The sequence below is a fragment of the Streptomyces arenae genome (assembly GCF_022343545.1).
Taxonomy (GTDB): domain Bacteria; phylum Actinomycetota; class Actinomycetes; order Streptomycetales; family Streptomycetaceae; genus Streptomyces; species Streptomyces humi.
Genome location: NZ_JAKQYH010000064.1, coordinates 344293 through 360560 on the forward strand (window position 1 = coordinate 344293; position 16268 = coordinate 360560).

14 protein-coding genes are annotated in these 16268 nt (G+C 70.7%); 8 read left to right on the forward strand and 6 right to left on the reverse strand.

Going from position 1 to position 16268, the window contains the following annotated elements:
• Nucleotides 1–19 precede the first annotated feature (19 nt).
• From ruvB to MB828_RS29535, 6 genes are all read left to right on the forward strand, one after another.
• A complete protein-coding gene (ruvB, locus tag MB828_RS29510) occupies nt 20–1093 on the forward strand; it encodes a Holliday junction branch migration DNA helicase RuvB (RefSeq protein ID WP_301650837.1) in 1074 nt (357 codons plus the stop codon).
• Between the two features lie 252 nt (nt 1094–1345).
• On the forward strand, nt 1346–1870 hold the full coding sequence (yajC, locus tag MB828_RS29515; RefSeq protein ID WP_301650838.1) for a preprotein translocase subunit YajC: 525 nt from the start codon (nt 1346–1348) through the stop codon (nt 1868–1870).
• Nucleotides 1871–2014: 144 nt separating this feature from the next.
• Nucleotides 2015–3781, forward strand: a complete 1767-nt coding sequence (gene secD / locus MB828_RS29520; RefSeq protein WP_301650839.1) for a protein translocase subunit SecD — start codon at nt 2015–2017, stop codon at nt 3779–3781.
• Between the two features lie 3 nt (nt 3782–3784).
• Nucleotides 3785–4888, forward strand: a complete 1104-nt coding sequence (gene secF, locus MB828_RS29525; RefSeq protein ID WP_133025995.1) for a protein translocase subunit SecF — start codon at nt 3785–3787, stop codon at nt 4886–4888.
• Nucleotides 4885–5433: an adenine phosphoribosyltransferase gene (locus tag MB828_RS29530; RefSeq protein WP_301650840.1), complete on the forward strand. Its 549-nt coding sequence runs from the start codon at nt 4885–4887 to the stop codon at nt 5431–5433. Before secF ends, MB828_RS29530 begins: the two co-directional genes overlap by 4 nt.
• 228 nt (nt 5434–5661) lie before the next feature.
• Nucleotides 5662–8226 (forward strand): RelA/SpoT family protein, encoded by a 2565-nt coding sequence (locus tag MB828_RS29535; protein ID WP_133025997.1) that lies wholly within the window; start codon nt 5662–5664, stop codon nt 8224–8226.
• Nucleotides 8227–8298: 72 nt separating this feature from the next.
• Here MB828_RS29535 and MB828_RS29540 read toward each other — a convergent pair whose 3' ends face one another.
• Together MB828_RS29540 and MB828_RS29545 are read right to left on the reverse strand one after the other, a co-directional pair.
• A complete protein-coding gene (locus MB828_RS29540; protein ID WP_301650841.1) occupies nt 8299–9528 on the reverse strand; it encodes a DUF349 domain-containing protein in 1230 nt (409 codons plus the stop codon).
• Between the two features lie 135 nt (nt 9529–9663).
• Entirely contained in the window at nt 9664–10485 is an 822-nt protein-coding gene (locus MB828_RS29545; RefSeq protein ID WP_301650842.1) for a peptidylprolyl isomerase, read from the reverse strand.
• A 178-nt stretch (nt 10486–10663) separates the two neighbouring features.
• Here MB828_RS29545 and MB828_RS29550 point away from each other — a divergent pair, with 178 nt between their 5' ends.
• Together MB828_RS29550 and hisS are read left to right on the forward strand one after the other, a co-directional pair.
• A complete protein-coding gene (locus MB828_RS29550) occupies nt 10664–11377 on the forward strand; it encodes an MBL fold metallo-hydrolase (protein WP_133026000.1) in 714 nt (237 codons plus the stop codon).
• Nucleotides 11378–11390: 13 nt separating this feature from the next.
• The gene (gene hisS / locus MB828_RS29555; RefSeq protein ID WP_301650843.1) at nt 11391–12653 is read left to right on the forward strand and encodes a histidine--tRNA ligase; all 1263 of its coding nucleotides are present in this window, start codon (nt 11391–11393) and stop codon (nt 12651–12653) included.
• Between the two features lie 30 nt (nt 12654–12683).
• Here hisS and MB828_RS29560 read toward each other — a convergent pair whose 3' ends face one another.
• The 4 genes from MB828_RS29560 to MB828_RS29575 are packed head-to-tail and all read right to left on the reverse strand — an operon-like array spanning nt 12684 to nt 16208.
• Nucleotides 12684–13307 (reverse strand): response regulator, encoded by a 624-nt coding sequence (locus tag MB828_RS29560; protein WP_301650844.1) that lies wholly within the window; start codon nt 13305–13307, stop codon nt 12684–12686.
• Nucleotides 13304–14539 carry a sensor histidine kinase gene (locus MB828_RS29565; RefSeq protein ID WP_301650845.1) on the reverse strand — a complete coding sequence of 412 codons (1236 nt, stop codon included), beginning with the start codon at nt 14537–14539 and terminating at the stop codon, nt 13304–13306. The genes MB828_RS29560 and MB828_RS29565 overlap by 4 nt, the downstream gene beginning before the upstream one ends.
• Complete coding sequence (locus MB828_RS29570; RefSeq protein WP_301650846.1) at nt 14497–15345, reverse strand: ABC transporter permease; 849 nt, start codon at nt 15343–15345, stop codon at nt 14497–14499. The genes MB828_RS29565 and MB828_RS29570 overlap by 43 nt, the downstream gene beginning before the upstream one ends.
• Complete coding sequence (locus tag MB828_RS29575) at nt 15342–16208, reverse strand: ABC transporter ATP-binding protein (RefSeq protein ID WP_301650847.1); 867 nt, start codon at nt 16206–16208, stop codon at nt 15342–15344. Before MB828_RS29575 ends, MB828_RS29570 begins: the two co-directional genes overlap by 4 nt.
• Nucleotides 16209–16268: the final 60 nt, after the last annotated feature.

The window sequence follows — 16268 nt, forward strand, 5'->3', positions numbered from 1 at the left end:
CCGCTGAGGCACATCACTTATGAACTGGGACGACACGACCGACACCGGCGCCGACGCGGAGCGGCTGGTGGGCGCCGTCGCCGACCGTGAGGACCAGGCCGTCGAGGCCGCGCTGCGCCCCAAGGACCTGGGCGAGTTCATCGGTCAGGAGAAGGTCCGCGAACAGCTCGACCTGGTGCTGCGCGCCGCACGCGCGCGGGGCGCCACCGCCGACCACGTGCTGCTCTCCGGCGCCCCGGGCCTGGGCAAGACCACCCTTTCGATGATCATCGCGGCCGAGATGGGCGCCCCCATCCGCATCACCTCGGGCCCCGCCATCCAGCATGCCGGCGACCTGGCCGCGATCCTCTCCTCCCTCCAGGAGGGCGAGGTCCTCTTCCTCGACGAGATCCACCGCATGTCGCGGCCCGCCGAGGAGATGCTCTACATGGCGATGGAGGACTTCCGGGTCGACGTCATCGTCGGCAAGGGCCCCGGCGCGACCGCCATCCCCCTCGAACTGCCCCCGTTCACCCTGGTCGGCGCCACCACCCGGGCGGGCCTGCTGCCGCCGCCGCTGCGGGACCGCTTCGGCTTCACCGCGCACATGGAGTTCTACGAGCCGCACGAGCTGGAGCGGGTCGTGCACCGCTCGGCGAACCTGCTGGACGTCGAGATCGAGCCGGCCGGCGCCGCCGAGATCGCCGGCCGCTCCCGCGGCACGCCCCGCATCGCCAACCGGCTGCTGCGCCGCGTCCGGGACTACGCGCAGGTCAAGGCGGACGGGCTGATCACCCCCGACATCGCGCACGCGGCCCTCGCCGTGTACGAGGTGGACGAACGCGGCCTCGACCGGCTCGACCGCGCGGTCCTCCAGGCGCTGCTCAAGCTGTTCGGCGGTGGCCCCGTCGGCCTCTCGACGCTCGCCGTCGCGGTGGGGGAGGAGCGCGAGACGGTCGAGGAGGTCGCCGAGCCCTTCCTGGTCCGCGAGGGCCTGCTCGCCCGCACCCCGCGGGGCCGGGTCGCGACCCCCGCCGCCTGGGCGCACCTGGGCCTGACGGCTCCGCGCGGAGCGGCGGGCGGAACCGGCCAGCAGGACCTCTTCGACAGCTGACCCGGCCCCGGCGGAGCGGCCGGACACCGCTGACGGCTCCGCCGGTCCTCCGCCAGGCTCCGGCGGCAGACGTGATCGCTTCGTGACGGCGGGGCATTGGCCGGGGCAGGAACCCAGGTGCCATGCTGAACGTTGTTCCATGCGCGCGGACTCGCTTAGACTCCGCCGATGCCGCCTTTGCGGGCGGCGCCGACCACACCCCCATCATCCAGGCCGCTCACCGCCGCGGCTGCGCGAAGGAAACCCCGTCCCGTGAATAGCTTGCCTCTTCTCGTGTTCATCGTCCTCATCGCGGCCATGTTCCTGATGACGCGCTCCACCAGGAAGCGCCAGCAGCAGGCCAAAGACATGCGGAACGAGATCCAGCCCGGAAACGGTGTCCGCACGATCGGGGGCATGTACGCGACGGTCAAGGAAGTCAGCGAGGACACCGTCCTCCTCGACGCCGGCCCGGGCGTCGACCTTCTCTTCGCGAAGAACGCGATCGGCGCCGTTCTCACGGACGACGAGTACAACCGCATCGTGCACGGCATCGAGCACGACCTGAAGTCCGACTCCGACGTCGTCCCGGACGACGCCTCCTCCCTCACCGAGACCGACGAGCCCGCCGACGCTGCCGCCGCCTCCGACGACAAGGCCGTCGACCTCGGTAAGAAGGACGCCGCCGACGACACGGTCGGGAAGGACGCCGAGGACAAGGCCGAGGAGGCCGGGACCACCGAGGCGAACGCAGGCGAAGAGCCGAAGAAGACCGACGGCGACTCCGACGCGAAGTAGTCACGCCCCGGGGAGCGGTGCGCGCGCCGTGCGCGCATCCCGCACCCCGGGCGCGTCTGTTTCCCGCACGGGATCCCGACACCATGTCATGGCCGACCGGGCCGCCGACCAGGCGCGCGGCGGCCCGAGAGGGAGTACGAGAAGGTGGCAGCACCTAAGAGGGGCCGGAGCGCGAGCGCCCAGAGCAAGCCAGGGCGCTCGCTGGCCCTCATCCTGATCGCCATCGCGGCGCTGACCGGGGGGATGTTCGCCTCGGGGCACACCACTCCGCGTCTCGGCATCGACCTGGCCGGCGGTACGAGCATCACGCTCCAGGCGCACAACGAGCCGGGCCAGCCGAACGCGATCAACAAGGCCAACATGAACACCGCGGTCGAGATCATGAACCGCCGTGTCAACGGTCTCGGTGTGTCCGAGGCGGAGGTGCAGACCCAGGGGACGAGCAACATCATCGTCAACATCCCCAAGGGCACCAACTCCGAGGAGGCCCGCCAGCAGGTCGGCACCACCGCGAAGCTGTACTTCCGCCCGGTCCTGGCCAGCGAGGCCAGCGCCGGTGCCGCGGCGAGCGCTTCTCCGAGCGCCTCCTCCAGCGGCAGCTCCAGCGCCTCCCCGAGCGCGTCCCCGTCGAGCAGCGCGTCCCAGAAGGCCACCGGGTCGTCCTCCGCGTCCCCGTCGTCCTCCGCCACCTCGCAGGGCCGCGCCGTCACCGACGCCCTGAAGGCCGACTCCACGCCGTCCGCGTCCGCGAGCCCCTCCGCGTCCTCCTCGGCCTCCGCGAGCGCCTCCGCCGCGGCGACCAAGCTGGAGGCCGAGTACACCGCGCTGGACTGCTCCAAGCCGGCCCAGCGCGCCACCGCCGGCAAGGCCGCCAAGCCCACCGACTCCACCGTGGCCTGCGGCAAGATCTCCGGCGTCTGGTACAAGTACGTGCTCGGCCCGGCCGCCGTCGACGGCACCGAGGTCAAGAAGGCCCAGGCCGTCTACGACACGCAGACCGCCGCCGGCTGGCAGGTCCAGATGACCTTCAACTCCAGCGGCGGCAAGAAGTTCGCGAACATCACCGCCGAACTCGCCAAGAACCAGCAGCCGCAGAACGAGTTCGGCATCGTCCTGGACGGCGAGGTCGTCTCCAGCCCGTACGTCAGCCAGTCCATCACCGGCGGCCAGGCGGAGATCTCCGGCAGCTTCACCCAGACGGAGGCTCAGAGCCTCGCCAACATGCTGTCGTACGGCGCGCTCCCGCTCTCCTTCAAGGAGCAGAGCGTCACCACCGTCACCGCCGCGCTCGGCGGCGAGCAGCTGCACGCCGGTCTGATCGCGGGCGCGATCGGCCTGGCCCTGGTCATCATCTACCTGCTGGTCTTCTACCGCGGCCTGTCGGTCGTCGCGATCCCCTCGCTGATGGTGTCCGCGATCCTCACCTACGTGATCATGGCGCTGCTCGGCCCGGCGATCCACTTCGCGCTGAACCTGCCGGCCGTCTGCGGTGCGATCGTCGCGATCGGCATCACCGCGGACTCGTTCATCGTGTTCTTCGAACGGATCCGGGACGAGATCCGCGAGGGCCGCACCCTGCGCCCCGCCGTCGAGCGGGCCTGGCCGCGCGCCCGGCGCACCATCCTGGTCTCCGACTTCGTGTCGTTCCTGGCCGCCGCCGTGCTGTTCATCGTGACCGTCGGCAAGGTCCAGGGCTTCGCGTTCACCCTCGGTCTGACCACCGTGCTCGACGTGGTCGTCGTCTTCTTCTTCACCAAGCCGCTGATGACGCTGCTCGCCCGGCGCAAGTTCTTCGCGAACGGCCACAAGTGGTCCGGGCTCGACCCGAAGGGCCTGGGCGCCAAGCCCCCGCTGCGCCGCACCCGCCGTCCCGCCGGCCCCGCCGGCCCTGTCGACCCGAAGGAAGCGTGAGCGATGTCGAAACTCGGCAACCTCGGCGCCCGACTCCACCGCGGCGAGATCAGCTACGACTTCGTCGGCAAGCGCAAGATCTGGTACGGCGTCTCCATCCTGATCACCATCACGGCCATCCTCGGCCTGGCGGTGCGCGGTCTGAACATGGGCATCGACTTCCAGGGCGGCGCCGTCTTCACCACCTCGAAGACCAGCATCTCGGTGGCCCAGGCGGAGACCTACGCGAAGGAGGCCTCGGGCCACGACGCGGTCGTGCAGAAGCTCGGCACGGGCGGTCTGCGCATCCAGATCGCGGGCATGGACACCGCCAAGTCGGACAGCACCAAGACCGCGCTGGCCAAGGACATGAAGATGGACCCGGAGTCCATCGCCGCCGACCTCGTCGGCCCCAGCTGGGGTGACGAGATCGCCAACAAGGCCTGGGAGGGCCTGGCGATCTTCATGGTCCTGGTGGTCATCTACCTGGCGATCGCCTTCGAGTGGCGCATGGCGGTCGCGGCCCTGGTCGCGCTGATCCACGACATCACCATCACGACCGGCATCTACGCCCTGGTCGGATTCGAGGTCACGCCCGGCACGGTCATCGGTCTGCTGACGATCCTCGGTTACTCGCTCTACGACACGGTCGTCGTCTTCGACAGCCTCAAGGAGCAGACGAAGGACATCACCAAGCAGACCCGGTTCACCTACAGCGACATCGCCAACCAGTCGATCAACGGCACCCTGGTCCGTTCGATCAACACCACGATCGTCGCGCTGCTGCCGGTCGCCGGCCTGCTGTTCATCGGCGGCGGCTTCCTCGGCGCCGGCACGCTCAACGACATCTCGCTGTCGCTGTTCGTCGGTCTCGCCGCCGGTGCCTACTCGTCCATCTTCATCGCCACGCCGCTCGTCGCCGACCTCAAGGAGGCCGAGCCGCAGATGAAGGCGCTGAAGAAGCGCGTCCTCGCCAAGCGGGCGCAGGCCGCCGCCGAGGACGAACTGGCCGACACCCGGGGCGACGAGGGGCCCGAGGACGCCACCCCGGCCGTCGTCGGTCCGCGCAACCAGCCCGCGTCCCGCACCAACCGGGGCCGCGGCCGACCCTCGGGGAAGCGCCGGTGACCGGGCTCGCAGACATCACGGAGTTGCTGCTCAGCCGGATCCGGGACGTCGAGGACTACCCGGAGCAGGGCGTGATGTTCAAGGACATCACCCCGCTGCTGGCCGACCCGGCCGCGTTCAGCGCGCTCACCGACGCCCTCGCCGGGATCGCCGAGCGCACCGGCGCCACCAAGGTCGTCGGCCTGGAGGCCCGGGGCTTCATCCTGGGCGCCCCGGTCGCCGTCCGCGCGGGCCTCGGCTTCGTCCCGGTCCGCAAGGCGGGCAAGCTCCCCGGAGCCACCCTGCGCCAGGCCTACGAGCTGGAGTACGGCTCGGCCGAGATCGAGGTGCACGCCGAGGACCTCGGCGAGGACGACCGGATTCTGATCGTCGACGACGTGCTGGCCACCGGCGGCACCGCCGAGGCCTCGATCCAGCTCATCCACCGGGCCGGCGCCCAGGTCGCCGGTGTCGCGGTCCTGATGGAGCTCGGCTTCCTCGGCGGCCGCGCCCGCCTGGAGCCGGCCCTGGCCGGAGCGCCGCTGGAGGCCCTTCTCCAGGTCTGAGCGTCCGTACGAGCGCCACGACGGCCGTCCCCTTCCGGGGGCGGCCGTCCGCGTGTGTGCGGACCCCGCAACGCTTTCGACACCCCGCTGGAATCCCTCGGCAGCCTCCCGTGTTTCTCCTGTATACGGTCCTCGGTCCGGCCCGCAGGGGATGACATGGCCCAGGATCGCTACCATGGGGTCTCCGGAACCTGACCGGGGGACCCGGATCGCGCACGAGGAGCCCTCTTGCCAGACGAGGCCCAGCCCCTGACCGCCGCCAAGCCCGAGCCCGCCTCGGCGCCCGCGGCCAAGCCCGCGCAGAACGTGTCTCAGACGAAGAACGACACTCGTGGGCCGGTCGAGCATGCCCAGTCCGCGCCCGCCGAGAAGACGGCCGAGACCTCGCGCCCCAAACCGTCGCCCGGCCCGGACTCCGCCCCGGCGGGGGGATCGCCGTCCTCCGAGCGCCCGGCCGTGCGCCCCAACTCCGGCACGCCCCCGCGCTCCGGCTCCTCCAACCGCGTCCGCGCCCGCCTGGCCCGCCTCGGCGTCCAGCGCGCGAACCCGTACAACCCGGTCCTGGAGCCGCTGCTGCGCATAGTCCGCAGCAACGACCCCAAGATCGAGAACGCCACGCTGCGCCAGATCGAGCGCGCCTACCAGGTCGCCGAGCGCTGGCACCGCGGCCAGAAGCGCAAGAGCGGCGACCCGTACATCACGCACCCGCTCGCCGTCACCACCATCCTCGCCGAGCTGGGCATGGACCCGGCGACCCTGATGGCCGGGCTGCTGCACGACACCGTCGAGGACACCGAGTACGGCCTGGAGGACCTGCGCCGCGACTTCGGCGACGTGGTCACGCTGCTCGTCGACGGCGTCACCAAGCTGGACAAGGTCAAGTTCGGCGAGGCCGCGCAGGCCGAGACCGTGCGCAAGATGGTCGTCGCCATGGCCAAGGACCCCCGCGTCCTGGTCATCAAGCTCGCCGACCGGCTGCACAACATGCGCACCATGCGCTACCTCAAGCGCGAGAAGCAGGAGAAGAAGGCGCGCGAGACCCTGGAGATCTACGCGCCGCTCGCCCACCGGCTGGGCATGAACACCATCAAGTGGGAGCTGGAGGACCTCGCGTTCGCGATCCTCTACCCCAAGATGTACGACGAGATCGTCCGCCTGGTCGCCGAGCGGGCGCCCAAGCGCGACGAGTACCTGGCCATAGTGACCGACGAGGTCCAGTCCGACCTGCGCGCCGCCCGTATCAAGGCGACCGTCACCGGCCGGCCCAAGCACTACTACAGCGTCTACCAGAAGATGATCGTCCGCGGCCGGGACTTCGCGGAGATCTACGACCTGGTGGGCATCCGCGTCCTGGTGGACACCGTCCGCGACTGCTACGCGGCCCTGGGCACCGTCCACGCGCGCTGGAACCCGGTTCCGGGGCGCTTCAAGGACTACATCGCGATGCCCAAGTTCAACATGTACCAGTCGCTGCACACGACGGTCATCGGACCCAACGGCAAGCCCGTCGAACTCCAGATCCGCACGTTCGACATGCACCGCCGCGCCGAGTACGGCATCGCCGCGCACTGGAAGTACAAGCAGGAGGCCGTGGCCGGCGCCTCCAAGGTCCGCACCGACGTGCCGAAGTCGTCCGGCAAGGGCAAGGACGACCACCTCAACGACATGGCCTGGCTGCGGCAGTTGCTGGACTGGCAGAAGGAGACCGAGGACCCCAGCGAGTTCCTGGAGTCCCTGCGGTTCGACCTGTCCCGCAACGAGGTCTTCGTCTTCACGCCCAAGGGCGACGTCATAGCGCTCCCGGCCGGTGCCACCCCGGTGGACTTCGCGTACGCGGTGCACACCGAGGTCGGCCACCGCACCATAGGGGCCCGGGTCAACGGCAGACTCGTACCGCTCGAATCGACCCTGGACAACGGCGACCTGGTGGAGGTCTTCACCTCCAAGGCGACCGGCGCCGGCCCCTCCCGGGACTGGCTCGGCTTCGTCAAGTCACCGCGTGCCCGCAACAAGATCCGGGGCTGGTTCTCCAAGGAGCGCCGGGACGAGGCGATCGAGCAGGGCAAGGACGCCATCGTCCGCGCGATGCGCAAGCAGAACCTGCCGATCCAGCGCATCCTCACCGGTGACTCGCTGGTCACCCTCGCGCACGAGATGCGCTACCCGGACATCTCCTCGCTGTACGCGGCGATCGGCGAGGGCCATGTGGCCGCGCAGAACGTCGTGCAGAAGCTGGTGCAGGCGCTCGGCGGCGAGGAGGCGGCCACCGAGGAGATCGACGAGGCGGTCCCGCCGTCCCGTACCCGCGGCCGCAAGCGGCGCAGCAACCAGGACCCCGGTGTGGTCGTGAAGGGCGTCGACGACGTCTGGGTCAAGCTGGCCCGCTGCTGCACCCCCGTGCCCGGCGACCCGATCATCGGCTTCGTCACGCGTGGCAGCGGGGTGTCGGTGCACCGCAGCGACTGCGTCAACGTGGAGTCACTGTCCCGGGAGCCCGAGCGCATCCTCGACGTCGAGTGGGCGCCCACCCAGTCCTCGGTCTTCCTGGTCGCCATCCAGGTCGAGGCTCTGGACCGGTCCCGGCTCCTGTCGGACGTCACCCGCGTCCTGTCCGACCAGCACGTCAACATCCTCTCCGCGGCCGTGCAGACCTCCCGCGACCGGGTGGCCACCTCCCGCTTCACCTTCGAGATGGGCGACCCCAAGCACCTGGGCCACGTCCTGAAGGCCGTACGGGGCGTCGAGGGCGTCTACGACGTCTACCGGGTCACCTCGGCGCGCAACCGGTCGTAGCGGGCGGCGACCCACGACGAGAGGGGCCCCGTACGCGACGTACGGGGCCCCTCTCGTCGTGGGTGGAACCGACTAGCCGCCGAACTCCTGGAGGCCCTTCAGAGCCTGGTCCAGGAGCGCCTGGCGGCCCTCCAGCTCACGCTGGAGCTTCTCCGCCTTCGACGTGTTGCCCTGGGCGCGGGCCTGCTCGATCCCCGCCTCCAGCTTGTCCACGGCGGCCTGCAGCTGGCCGGTCAGACCCGCGGCCCGCGCGCGGGCCTCCGGGTTGGTCCGGCGCCACTCGGTCTCCTCGGCCTCCTGGATGGCCCGGTCGACCGTGTGCATCCGGCCCTCGACCTTCGGACGGGCATCGCGCGGCACATGGCCGATGGCCTCCCAGCGCTCGTTGATCGAGCGGAAGGCGGACCGCGCCGACTTCAGGTCGGTGATCGGCAGGAGCTTCTCGGCCTCGGCGGCCAGCTCCTCCTTCAGCTTCAGGTTCTCGACCTGCTCCGCGTCCCGCTCGGCGAAGGCCGAGCCACGGGCCGCGAAGAACACGTCCTGGGCGCCACGGAAGCGGTTCCACAGGTCGTCCTCGTGCTCGCGCTGCGCGCGGCCCGCCGCCTTCCACTCCGACATCAGCTCGCGGTAGCGCGCGGCCGTCGGGCCCCAGTCCGTGGAACCGGACAGCGACTCGGCCTCGGCGACCAGCTTCTCCTTGGCCTTGCGGGCGTCCTCGCGCTGCGCGTCGAGCTGCGCGAAGTGCGCCTTGCGGCGCTTGGAGAACGCCGAGCGGGCGTGCGAGAAGCGGTGCCACAGCTCGTCGTCGGACTTGCGGTCGAGACGCGGCAGACCCTTCCAGGTGTCCACCAGCGCCCGCAGCCGCTCACCGGCGGACCGCCACTGGTCGGACTGGGCCAGCTGCTCCGCCTCGACGACCAGGTCCTCCTTGGCCTGCCGGGCCTCGTCGGACTGCTTGGCACGCTGCGCGCGGCGCTCCTCGCGACGCGACTCCACGGTCTTCACCAGCTCCGCGAGCCGGTTGCGGAGCGCCTCCAGGTCACCGACCGCGTGGTGCGCCTCCACCTGCTCCCGCAGGTGGTCGATGGCCACCTGGGCGTCCTTCGCGGACAGGTCGGTGGTCTGTACTCGCTTTTCGAGGAGGCCGATCTCGACAACCAGGCCCTCGTACTTGCGCTCGAAGTAGGCCAACGCCTCCTCAGGGGAGCCGGCCTGCCAGGAACCGACGACCTGCTCGCCGTCGGCCGTACGCACGTACACGGTCCCCGTCTCGTCGACGCGGCCCCACGGGTCGCTGCTCACAGCGCCTCCTCCACATGATGCCTGCGAAGGGCCTCAGCGCCCCCGGGCATCGTCCACAGTTTCGTCACGGCCAACATAGGCGACCGGCGGGGGGCCTGTCCGCATCCCGCGCGACCGAAATTTCGCAGTTGGTGCTCAGGATTTGGTGACCGTGGCCTTGTTGATCACGACCGTCGCGTTGGGCGCTCCGTCGCCCTGACCGGTGTTCTCGCCCGCCGCCGCGATTTTCTTCAGGACCTTCATTCCGGCCGCGTCGACCGTGCCGAACGGGGTGTAACTGGCCGGCAACTGGCTGTCCTGGTAGACCAGGAAGAACTGGCTGCCGCCGGTGTGCTTCTGGCCGGTGTTGGCCATCGCGACCGTACCCGCCGGGTAGACACCGCCCTTCAGGGTTTTGTCCTTCAGGTTCTCGTCCGGGATCGTGTACCCGGGACCGCCGCTGCCGGTCCCCGTCGGGTCGCCGCACTGGAGCACGTAGATGCCGTTGGTGGTGAGCCGGTGGCACTTCGTGTGGTCGAAGAAGCCCTTCGAGGCCAGGAAGTCGAACGAGTTGACCGTGTGCGGGGCGGCCGCCGTCTTCAGCGCGATGCCGATGTCACCGCACGTGGTCGCCAGCTTCATCGTGTAGTCGGCCGACGTGTCGATCGACATCGCCGGCTCCTTCTTCCAGCTCAGCTTCTTCACCGAGCCGGCCGCGGCCTTGTCGCACGGGTCCGGTGCCTTGCTGGCGCTGGGCGTCGCGCTGGGCGTCGTCTCCGAGCTGGCGTTGGCCTTGTCATCGTTCTTCAGCACACCGGTCGTGTACAGCGCGACACTGCCGATCACGATCACGCCCAGCACGGACGCGATCACGGAGTTGCGCATGCGTGCCTTGCGCCGTGCGCTGGTACGCCGCTGCTGCTGCCGCAAGAACTTCTCCCGGGCGAGCTGACGCCGCCGCTGCTCCTGGCTGACCACCGGGTTCTCTCCTCATGCGTGTCGAATGCCGACCGGTACGCGTGCGTGCTGTGCGTCTTGTGAGCCGACGACTGCGTGTAGCCCCGTACCGTATATGGGTTCGCTGAGGAAACGGCAGCGCCGGTAGGCTCTGGACCACAGCTGGTAGCCGCCCGAATCGACACAACGAAGGACGATCGTGCTCATTGCCGGGTTCCCCGCCGGGGCCTGGGGGACGAACTGTTATCTCGTCGCCCCCGCCGCCGGTGAGGAGTGCGTGATCATCGACCCCGGCCACCAGGCCGCCGAAGGTGTCGAGGAAGCGCTGAGGAAGCATCGACTCAAGCCCGTCGCCGTCGTCCTCACCCACGGCCACATCGATCATGTGGCCTCGGTCGTCCCCGTGTGCGGAGCGCACGACGTACCGGCCTGGATCCACCCCGAGGACCGGTACATGATGAGCGACCCGGAGAAGGCGCTCGGCCGGTCCATCGGCATGCCGCTGATGGGCGAGCTGACGGTGGGGGAGCCGGACGACGTGTTCGAACTGGCCGACGGCGCGCGGCTGGAACTGGCCGGACTCGGGTTCTCCGTCGCGCACGCGCCGGGCCATACCAAGGGGTCGGTGACCTTCCAGATGCCGGAGACGGCCGAGATCCCCTCGGTCTTCTTCTCGGGCGATCTGCTCTTCGCCGGCTCCATCGGACGCACGGACCTGCCGGGCGGCTCCATGGACGACATGCTCGCCTCGCTGGCCCGCGTGTGCCTGCCGCTCGACGACTCCACCGTGGTGCTGTCCGGCCACGGGCCCCAGACGACCATCGGCCAGGAGCGCGCCACCAATCCGTATCTGCGGCAGGTGGCCGCCGGCCCGGGAGCGAACGCCGATGCCGCTCCCCGACGAGGAATGTGACGAGAGACCTTCCGTGAGCACCTTTCAGGCCCCCAAGGGCACGTACGACCTGATCCCGCCGGACAGCGCCAAGTACCTGGCCGTCCGTGAGGCGATCGCCGCGCCGCTGCGCAACTCCGGCTACGGCTACATCGAGACGCCCGGCTTCGAGAACGTCGAACTGTTCGCGCGCGGTGTCGGCGAGTCCACCGACATCGTCACCAAGGAGATGTACGCCTTCGAGACGAAGGGCGGCGACAAGCTGGCGCTGCGCCCCGAGGGCACCGCCTCCGTGCTGCGCGCCGCCCTGGAGGCCAACCTCCACAAGACGGGCAACCTCCCCGTCAAGCTCTGGTACTCCGGCTCCTACTACCGCTACGAGCGCCCCCAGAAGGGCAGGTACCGCCACTTCTCGCAGGTCGGCGCCGAGGCGATCGGCGCGGAGGACCCGGCCCTGGACGCCGAGCTGATCATCCTGGCCGACCAGGCGTACCGCTCGCTGGGCCTGAGCGACTTCCGCATCCTGCTGAACAGCCTGGGCGACAAGGAGTGCCGCCCGGTGTACCGAGCCGCGCTCCAGGACTTCCTGCGCGGCCTGGACCTCGACGAGGACACCCTGCGCCGCGCCGAGATCAACCCGCTGCGCGTCCTGGACGACAAGCGCGAGTCGGTCCAGAAGCAGCTCGGCGACGCGCCCCTGCTGCGCGACTACCTGTGCGACGCGTGCAAGGCGTACCACGAGGAGGTCCGCGAGCTGATCACGGCCGCGGGCGTCTCCTTCGAGGACGACCCGAAGCTGGTCCGCGGCCTGGACTACTACACCCGTACCACCTTCGAGTTCGTCCACGACGGCCTGGGCTCCCAGTCCGCGGTGGGCGGCGGCGGCCGCTACGACGGCCTCTCCGAGATGATCGGCGGCCCCGCGCTGCCGTCCGTCGGCTGGGCCCTGGGCGTCGACCGCACGGTCCTCGCCCTGGAGGCCGAGGGCGTGGAGCTGGACATCCCCTCGGCGACCAGCGTCTTCGCGGTACCGCTCGGCGAGGAGGCCCGCCGGGTCCTCTTCGGGAAGGTCACGGAGATGCGCCGGGTCGGCATCGCGGCGGACTTTTCCTACGGCGCCAAGGGTCTCAAGGGCGCCATGAAGAACGCCAACCGCAGCGGGGCCCGCTACGCGGTCGTCGCCGGCGAACGCGACCTCGCCGAGGGCGTGGTCCAGCTCAAGGACATGGAGTCCGGGGAGCAGACCGCGGTGGGCGTGAACGAGATCGTGGCCGAGCTGGAGTCGAGGCTGGGCTGAGCCCCCGGAGTGAGGGGGCCGCCCGCCCCCTCACTCCAGCAGGCCCAGCCGCATCGCGCAGGTGACCGCGGCGGTCCGGTCGTCCACCCCGAGCTTGGCGAACGCCCGCAGCAGATGCGTCTTCACCGTCGACTCGCCGATGAACAGCCGCCGTCCCGCCTCCGCGTTCGTGCAGCCCTCGGCGACCAGACGCAGCACCGCCACCTCCCGCTCGGACAGACGCGGGCGCTCCGGCCGGGTGCGGAGCGAGTCCACCAGCCGCGCCGCGACCGACGGGGCCAGCACGGTCTCGCCCCGCGCGGCGGCCCGTACCGCGTCCGCCAGTTCGTTCCGGGGCAGGTCCTTGAGCAGGTAGCCCGCCGCGCCCGCCTCCACCGCCCGCAGGATGTCCCGGTCGTTCTCGTAGGTGGTCAGCACGACGACCCGGCAGCGCAGGCCCGCCTCGGTCATGCGGCCGATCGAGTCGACGCCCCCGCCGCCCGGCATGCGCAGGTCCATCAGCACGATGTCAGGGTCGAGTTCGGCCGCCAGCGCCTCCGCCCGCGGCCCGTCGGAGGCGTCGGCGACCACCTCCAGGTCCGGCTCGGCGCTCAGCATCGCGCGCAGTCCCTCCCGTACGACGGGATGGTCGTCGGCGAGCACGATCCGGATCACAGCGGACCCCCTCCGAGGGGCAGCCGTACCGTCACCGTCGTCCCGTCGCCCGGCGCGCTGCGGACCGTCGCCGTACCGCCCGCCTCCGCGGCCCGGGCCCGCAGCCCCGCCAGACCGTAGCCGGAGCACGCGGCGGCCGGGTCGAAACCGCGGCCGTCGTCGTGGACGGCGACGGTGAGCGCCTCGTCCGTGTAACTGAGGCGGATGGCGACGGGCACGGAACTCCCCGCGTGCTTGCGCGCGTTGGTCAGGCCCTCCTGGCAGGAGCGCAGGGCGACCACCTCGGCGCCGGCCGGCAGCGGCCGTACCGGGCCGGTCACCTCCAGCGTGGCCGCTCCGTGCCGGTCGACCAGCCGGCGCAGCGCGTCCTGCAGCGACGCCCCGGCCAGGTCCGCGGGTGTGCCCCCGGCGACGAGGGCGCGGGCCTCGGCGAGGTTCTGCCTGGCCGTCCGGTCCATCAGGGCCAGGTGCCGGCGGGCCTGCGGCAGATCGTGGCCGAGTTCCGCCTCCACCGCCTGCACCAGCATCAGCAGGCTGGTGAAGCCCTGCGCGAGGGTGTCGTGGATCTCGCGCGCCATGCGTTCGCGTTCGGCGAGCGCGCCGTGCGCCGCCGACAGCCGCGCGACCTCGTGCCGGCTCGCGTCCAGTTCCGCGATCAGCCCGGCCCGTTCCGCGCTCTGCTCGATGATCCGGATGATCCAGCTGCCGATCACCACGGAGAAGACCAGAGTCACCACCGCGAACAGGGAGTTGGCGAACAGGTCCGCCGGCTGCGGGCGCCACAGCAGCGCCCAGCCCACCACCGGAGCAAGGTTGATCACGGTGACCGCGATCAGTGCCCTGCGCATCCGCAGAGTCATGAAGCACTGGGGAATCAGCGCGAACGCCATCAGCCGCGTCTCGCCGACCAGCACCGCCGACGGCAGGAACAGCGCCATCGTCCCGGCCAGATAGCGCACGGCCTGCGACTCGTCCGGCGCGTCCTGCTGGATCAGCGCCCGCCCGACCGCCGTGTACCAGGGCACCAGCGGTACGAGCAGCAGCGCCGCGACGACCCGGACCGGCTCCCCCGCGTGCTCCGCGCCGAGCACGAAGGCCAGGGTGGCCGCCCAGGCGACAGCGAAGTACGCGTCCCAGACCCGGATGGTGCGGTCCCAGGCGTGCTCGTCACGGGCCGCCCGCCATCGGGTCACCCGTCGCGTCGGTTCGTCCAGCGGAAGGTCAGCAGACACAGCACCAATCCTCCGACGCACCAGGCCGCCAGCACCAGGGCGACCCGGCCGAACTCCCAGGAGCCCGCCTGCTCCAGGACCTTCGCCGAGTCGGGCAGGAACACCCCGCGCAGCCCCTGGCACAGCCACTTCAGCGGGAACAGGGCGCCGATGTCCAGCATCCAGCCGGGGATCGTGTCGATGGAGATGTAGACGCCGGAGATGAACTGCAGGACCAGGAACGGGAGTACGACCACCGAGCTGGCGCTCTTCGCCGACTTCGGTACCGAGCTGACCGCGATGCCCACCAGCGCGCACCCGGTCAGCCCGAGCACGAAGATCCATGCGAAGTCCAGCCAGCGCGTCGCGGAAGCGGGCAGCGAGACGTCGTAGCAGGTGGTGCCGACGGCGAGCAGGACCGCCGTCTCGAGGATCCCCGTGAAGAGGACCAGCCAGACCTTGCCCAGGAAGTACGCGGCCGGCGGCATCGGGGTGCCGCGCAGCTGGCGCAGCACCTTCTCGTCGCGTTCGACCGCGATCGAGATGCCCAGCGACTGGAAGCTCGTCGACATGATCCCCGAGGCCATCATGGCCGGCACGTACAACTGGGAGGCGGTGACCCCGCTGCCCTCGACGTCGTCGTGGAAGATCGACGCGAAGAGGAAGAGGAACACGACCGGGAAGGAGAAGGTGAAGACCACCTGGTCGCGCTGGCGGAAGAACTGCCGGATCTCCAGGGCGCCCCGGCGCAGTCCGGTCGTCCAGGCGCCCGGCAGGCGTTCCGCGTCGTCACGGGTCCGCGCGGGCGCGGCGGTCGGCGCGGTCATCGTGCGGCCTCCTGTCCGGTCAGGCGGAGGTAGACGTCCTCCAGGGAGGGGCGGCTCACCCGCAGCCCCGGTATCTCGCCGTCGAAGCGGCCCATGAGCGCGGCGACCGTCTTCGTCGGGGTCTCCGTGTGCTCCGCGCGCGCGGTGCCGTCCGGTTCCGTCCACTCGACGGTGGCGCCGATGCCGTGGCGGTCCCGGAGCGTCCCCGGCTCGCCCTCGGCGACGACCCGGCCCCGGGCGACGATCGCCAGCCGGTCGGCGAGTGCCTCCGCCTCCTCCAGGTAGTGGGTGGTCAGGAGGATCGTCGTGCCCTCGTCGGCGAGCAGCCGGATCAGGTCCCAGAAGCGGCGCCTGGCGGCCGGGTCGAAGCCGGTCGTCGGCTCGTCAAGCAACAGCAGCTCCGGATCCCCGATCACACCGAGCGCCACGTCCAGGCGGCGGCGCTGGCCGCCCGACAGGGCCTTGATCCGGCTGTCCGCCTTGGCCTCCAGACCGACCAGACCGATGACCTGCTCGGGGTCGCGCGGCCGCGGGTAGTAGTGCGCGAAATGCCGTACGGTCTCGGTGACCGTCAACTCGGCGGGCGCCGATTCGTCCTGCCAGACGATTCCCACCCGGGACCGCCACGCGCGCGTGCCCGTCGCCGGGTCGGCGCCCAGGACCGAGACCTCGCCCGCGTCCCGGGACCGGTTGCCCTGGAGGATCTCCACCGTGGTGCTCTTGCCCGCCCCGTTGGGTCCGAGCAGGCCGAACACCTCGCCGCGCCGGATGCCCAGATCGATGCCGTCCACCGCGGTCACGTCGCCGTACCGCTTGCGCAGCCCCCGGACGTCCACCGCGAGTTCGTTCGCGTGTGCTGTCATGCCCCGAGCGTCGGGGAGAACCGAGCGTTCCGGGACGACCGTGCGTACTTCCTTATGTCC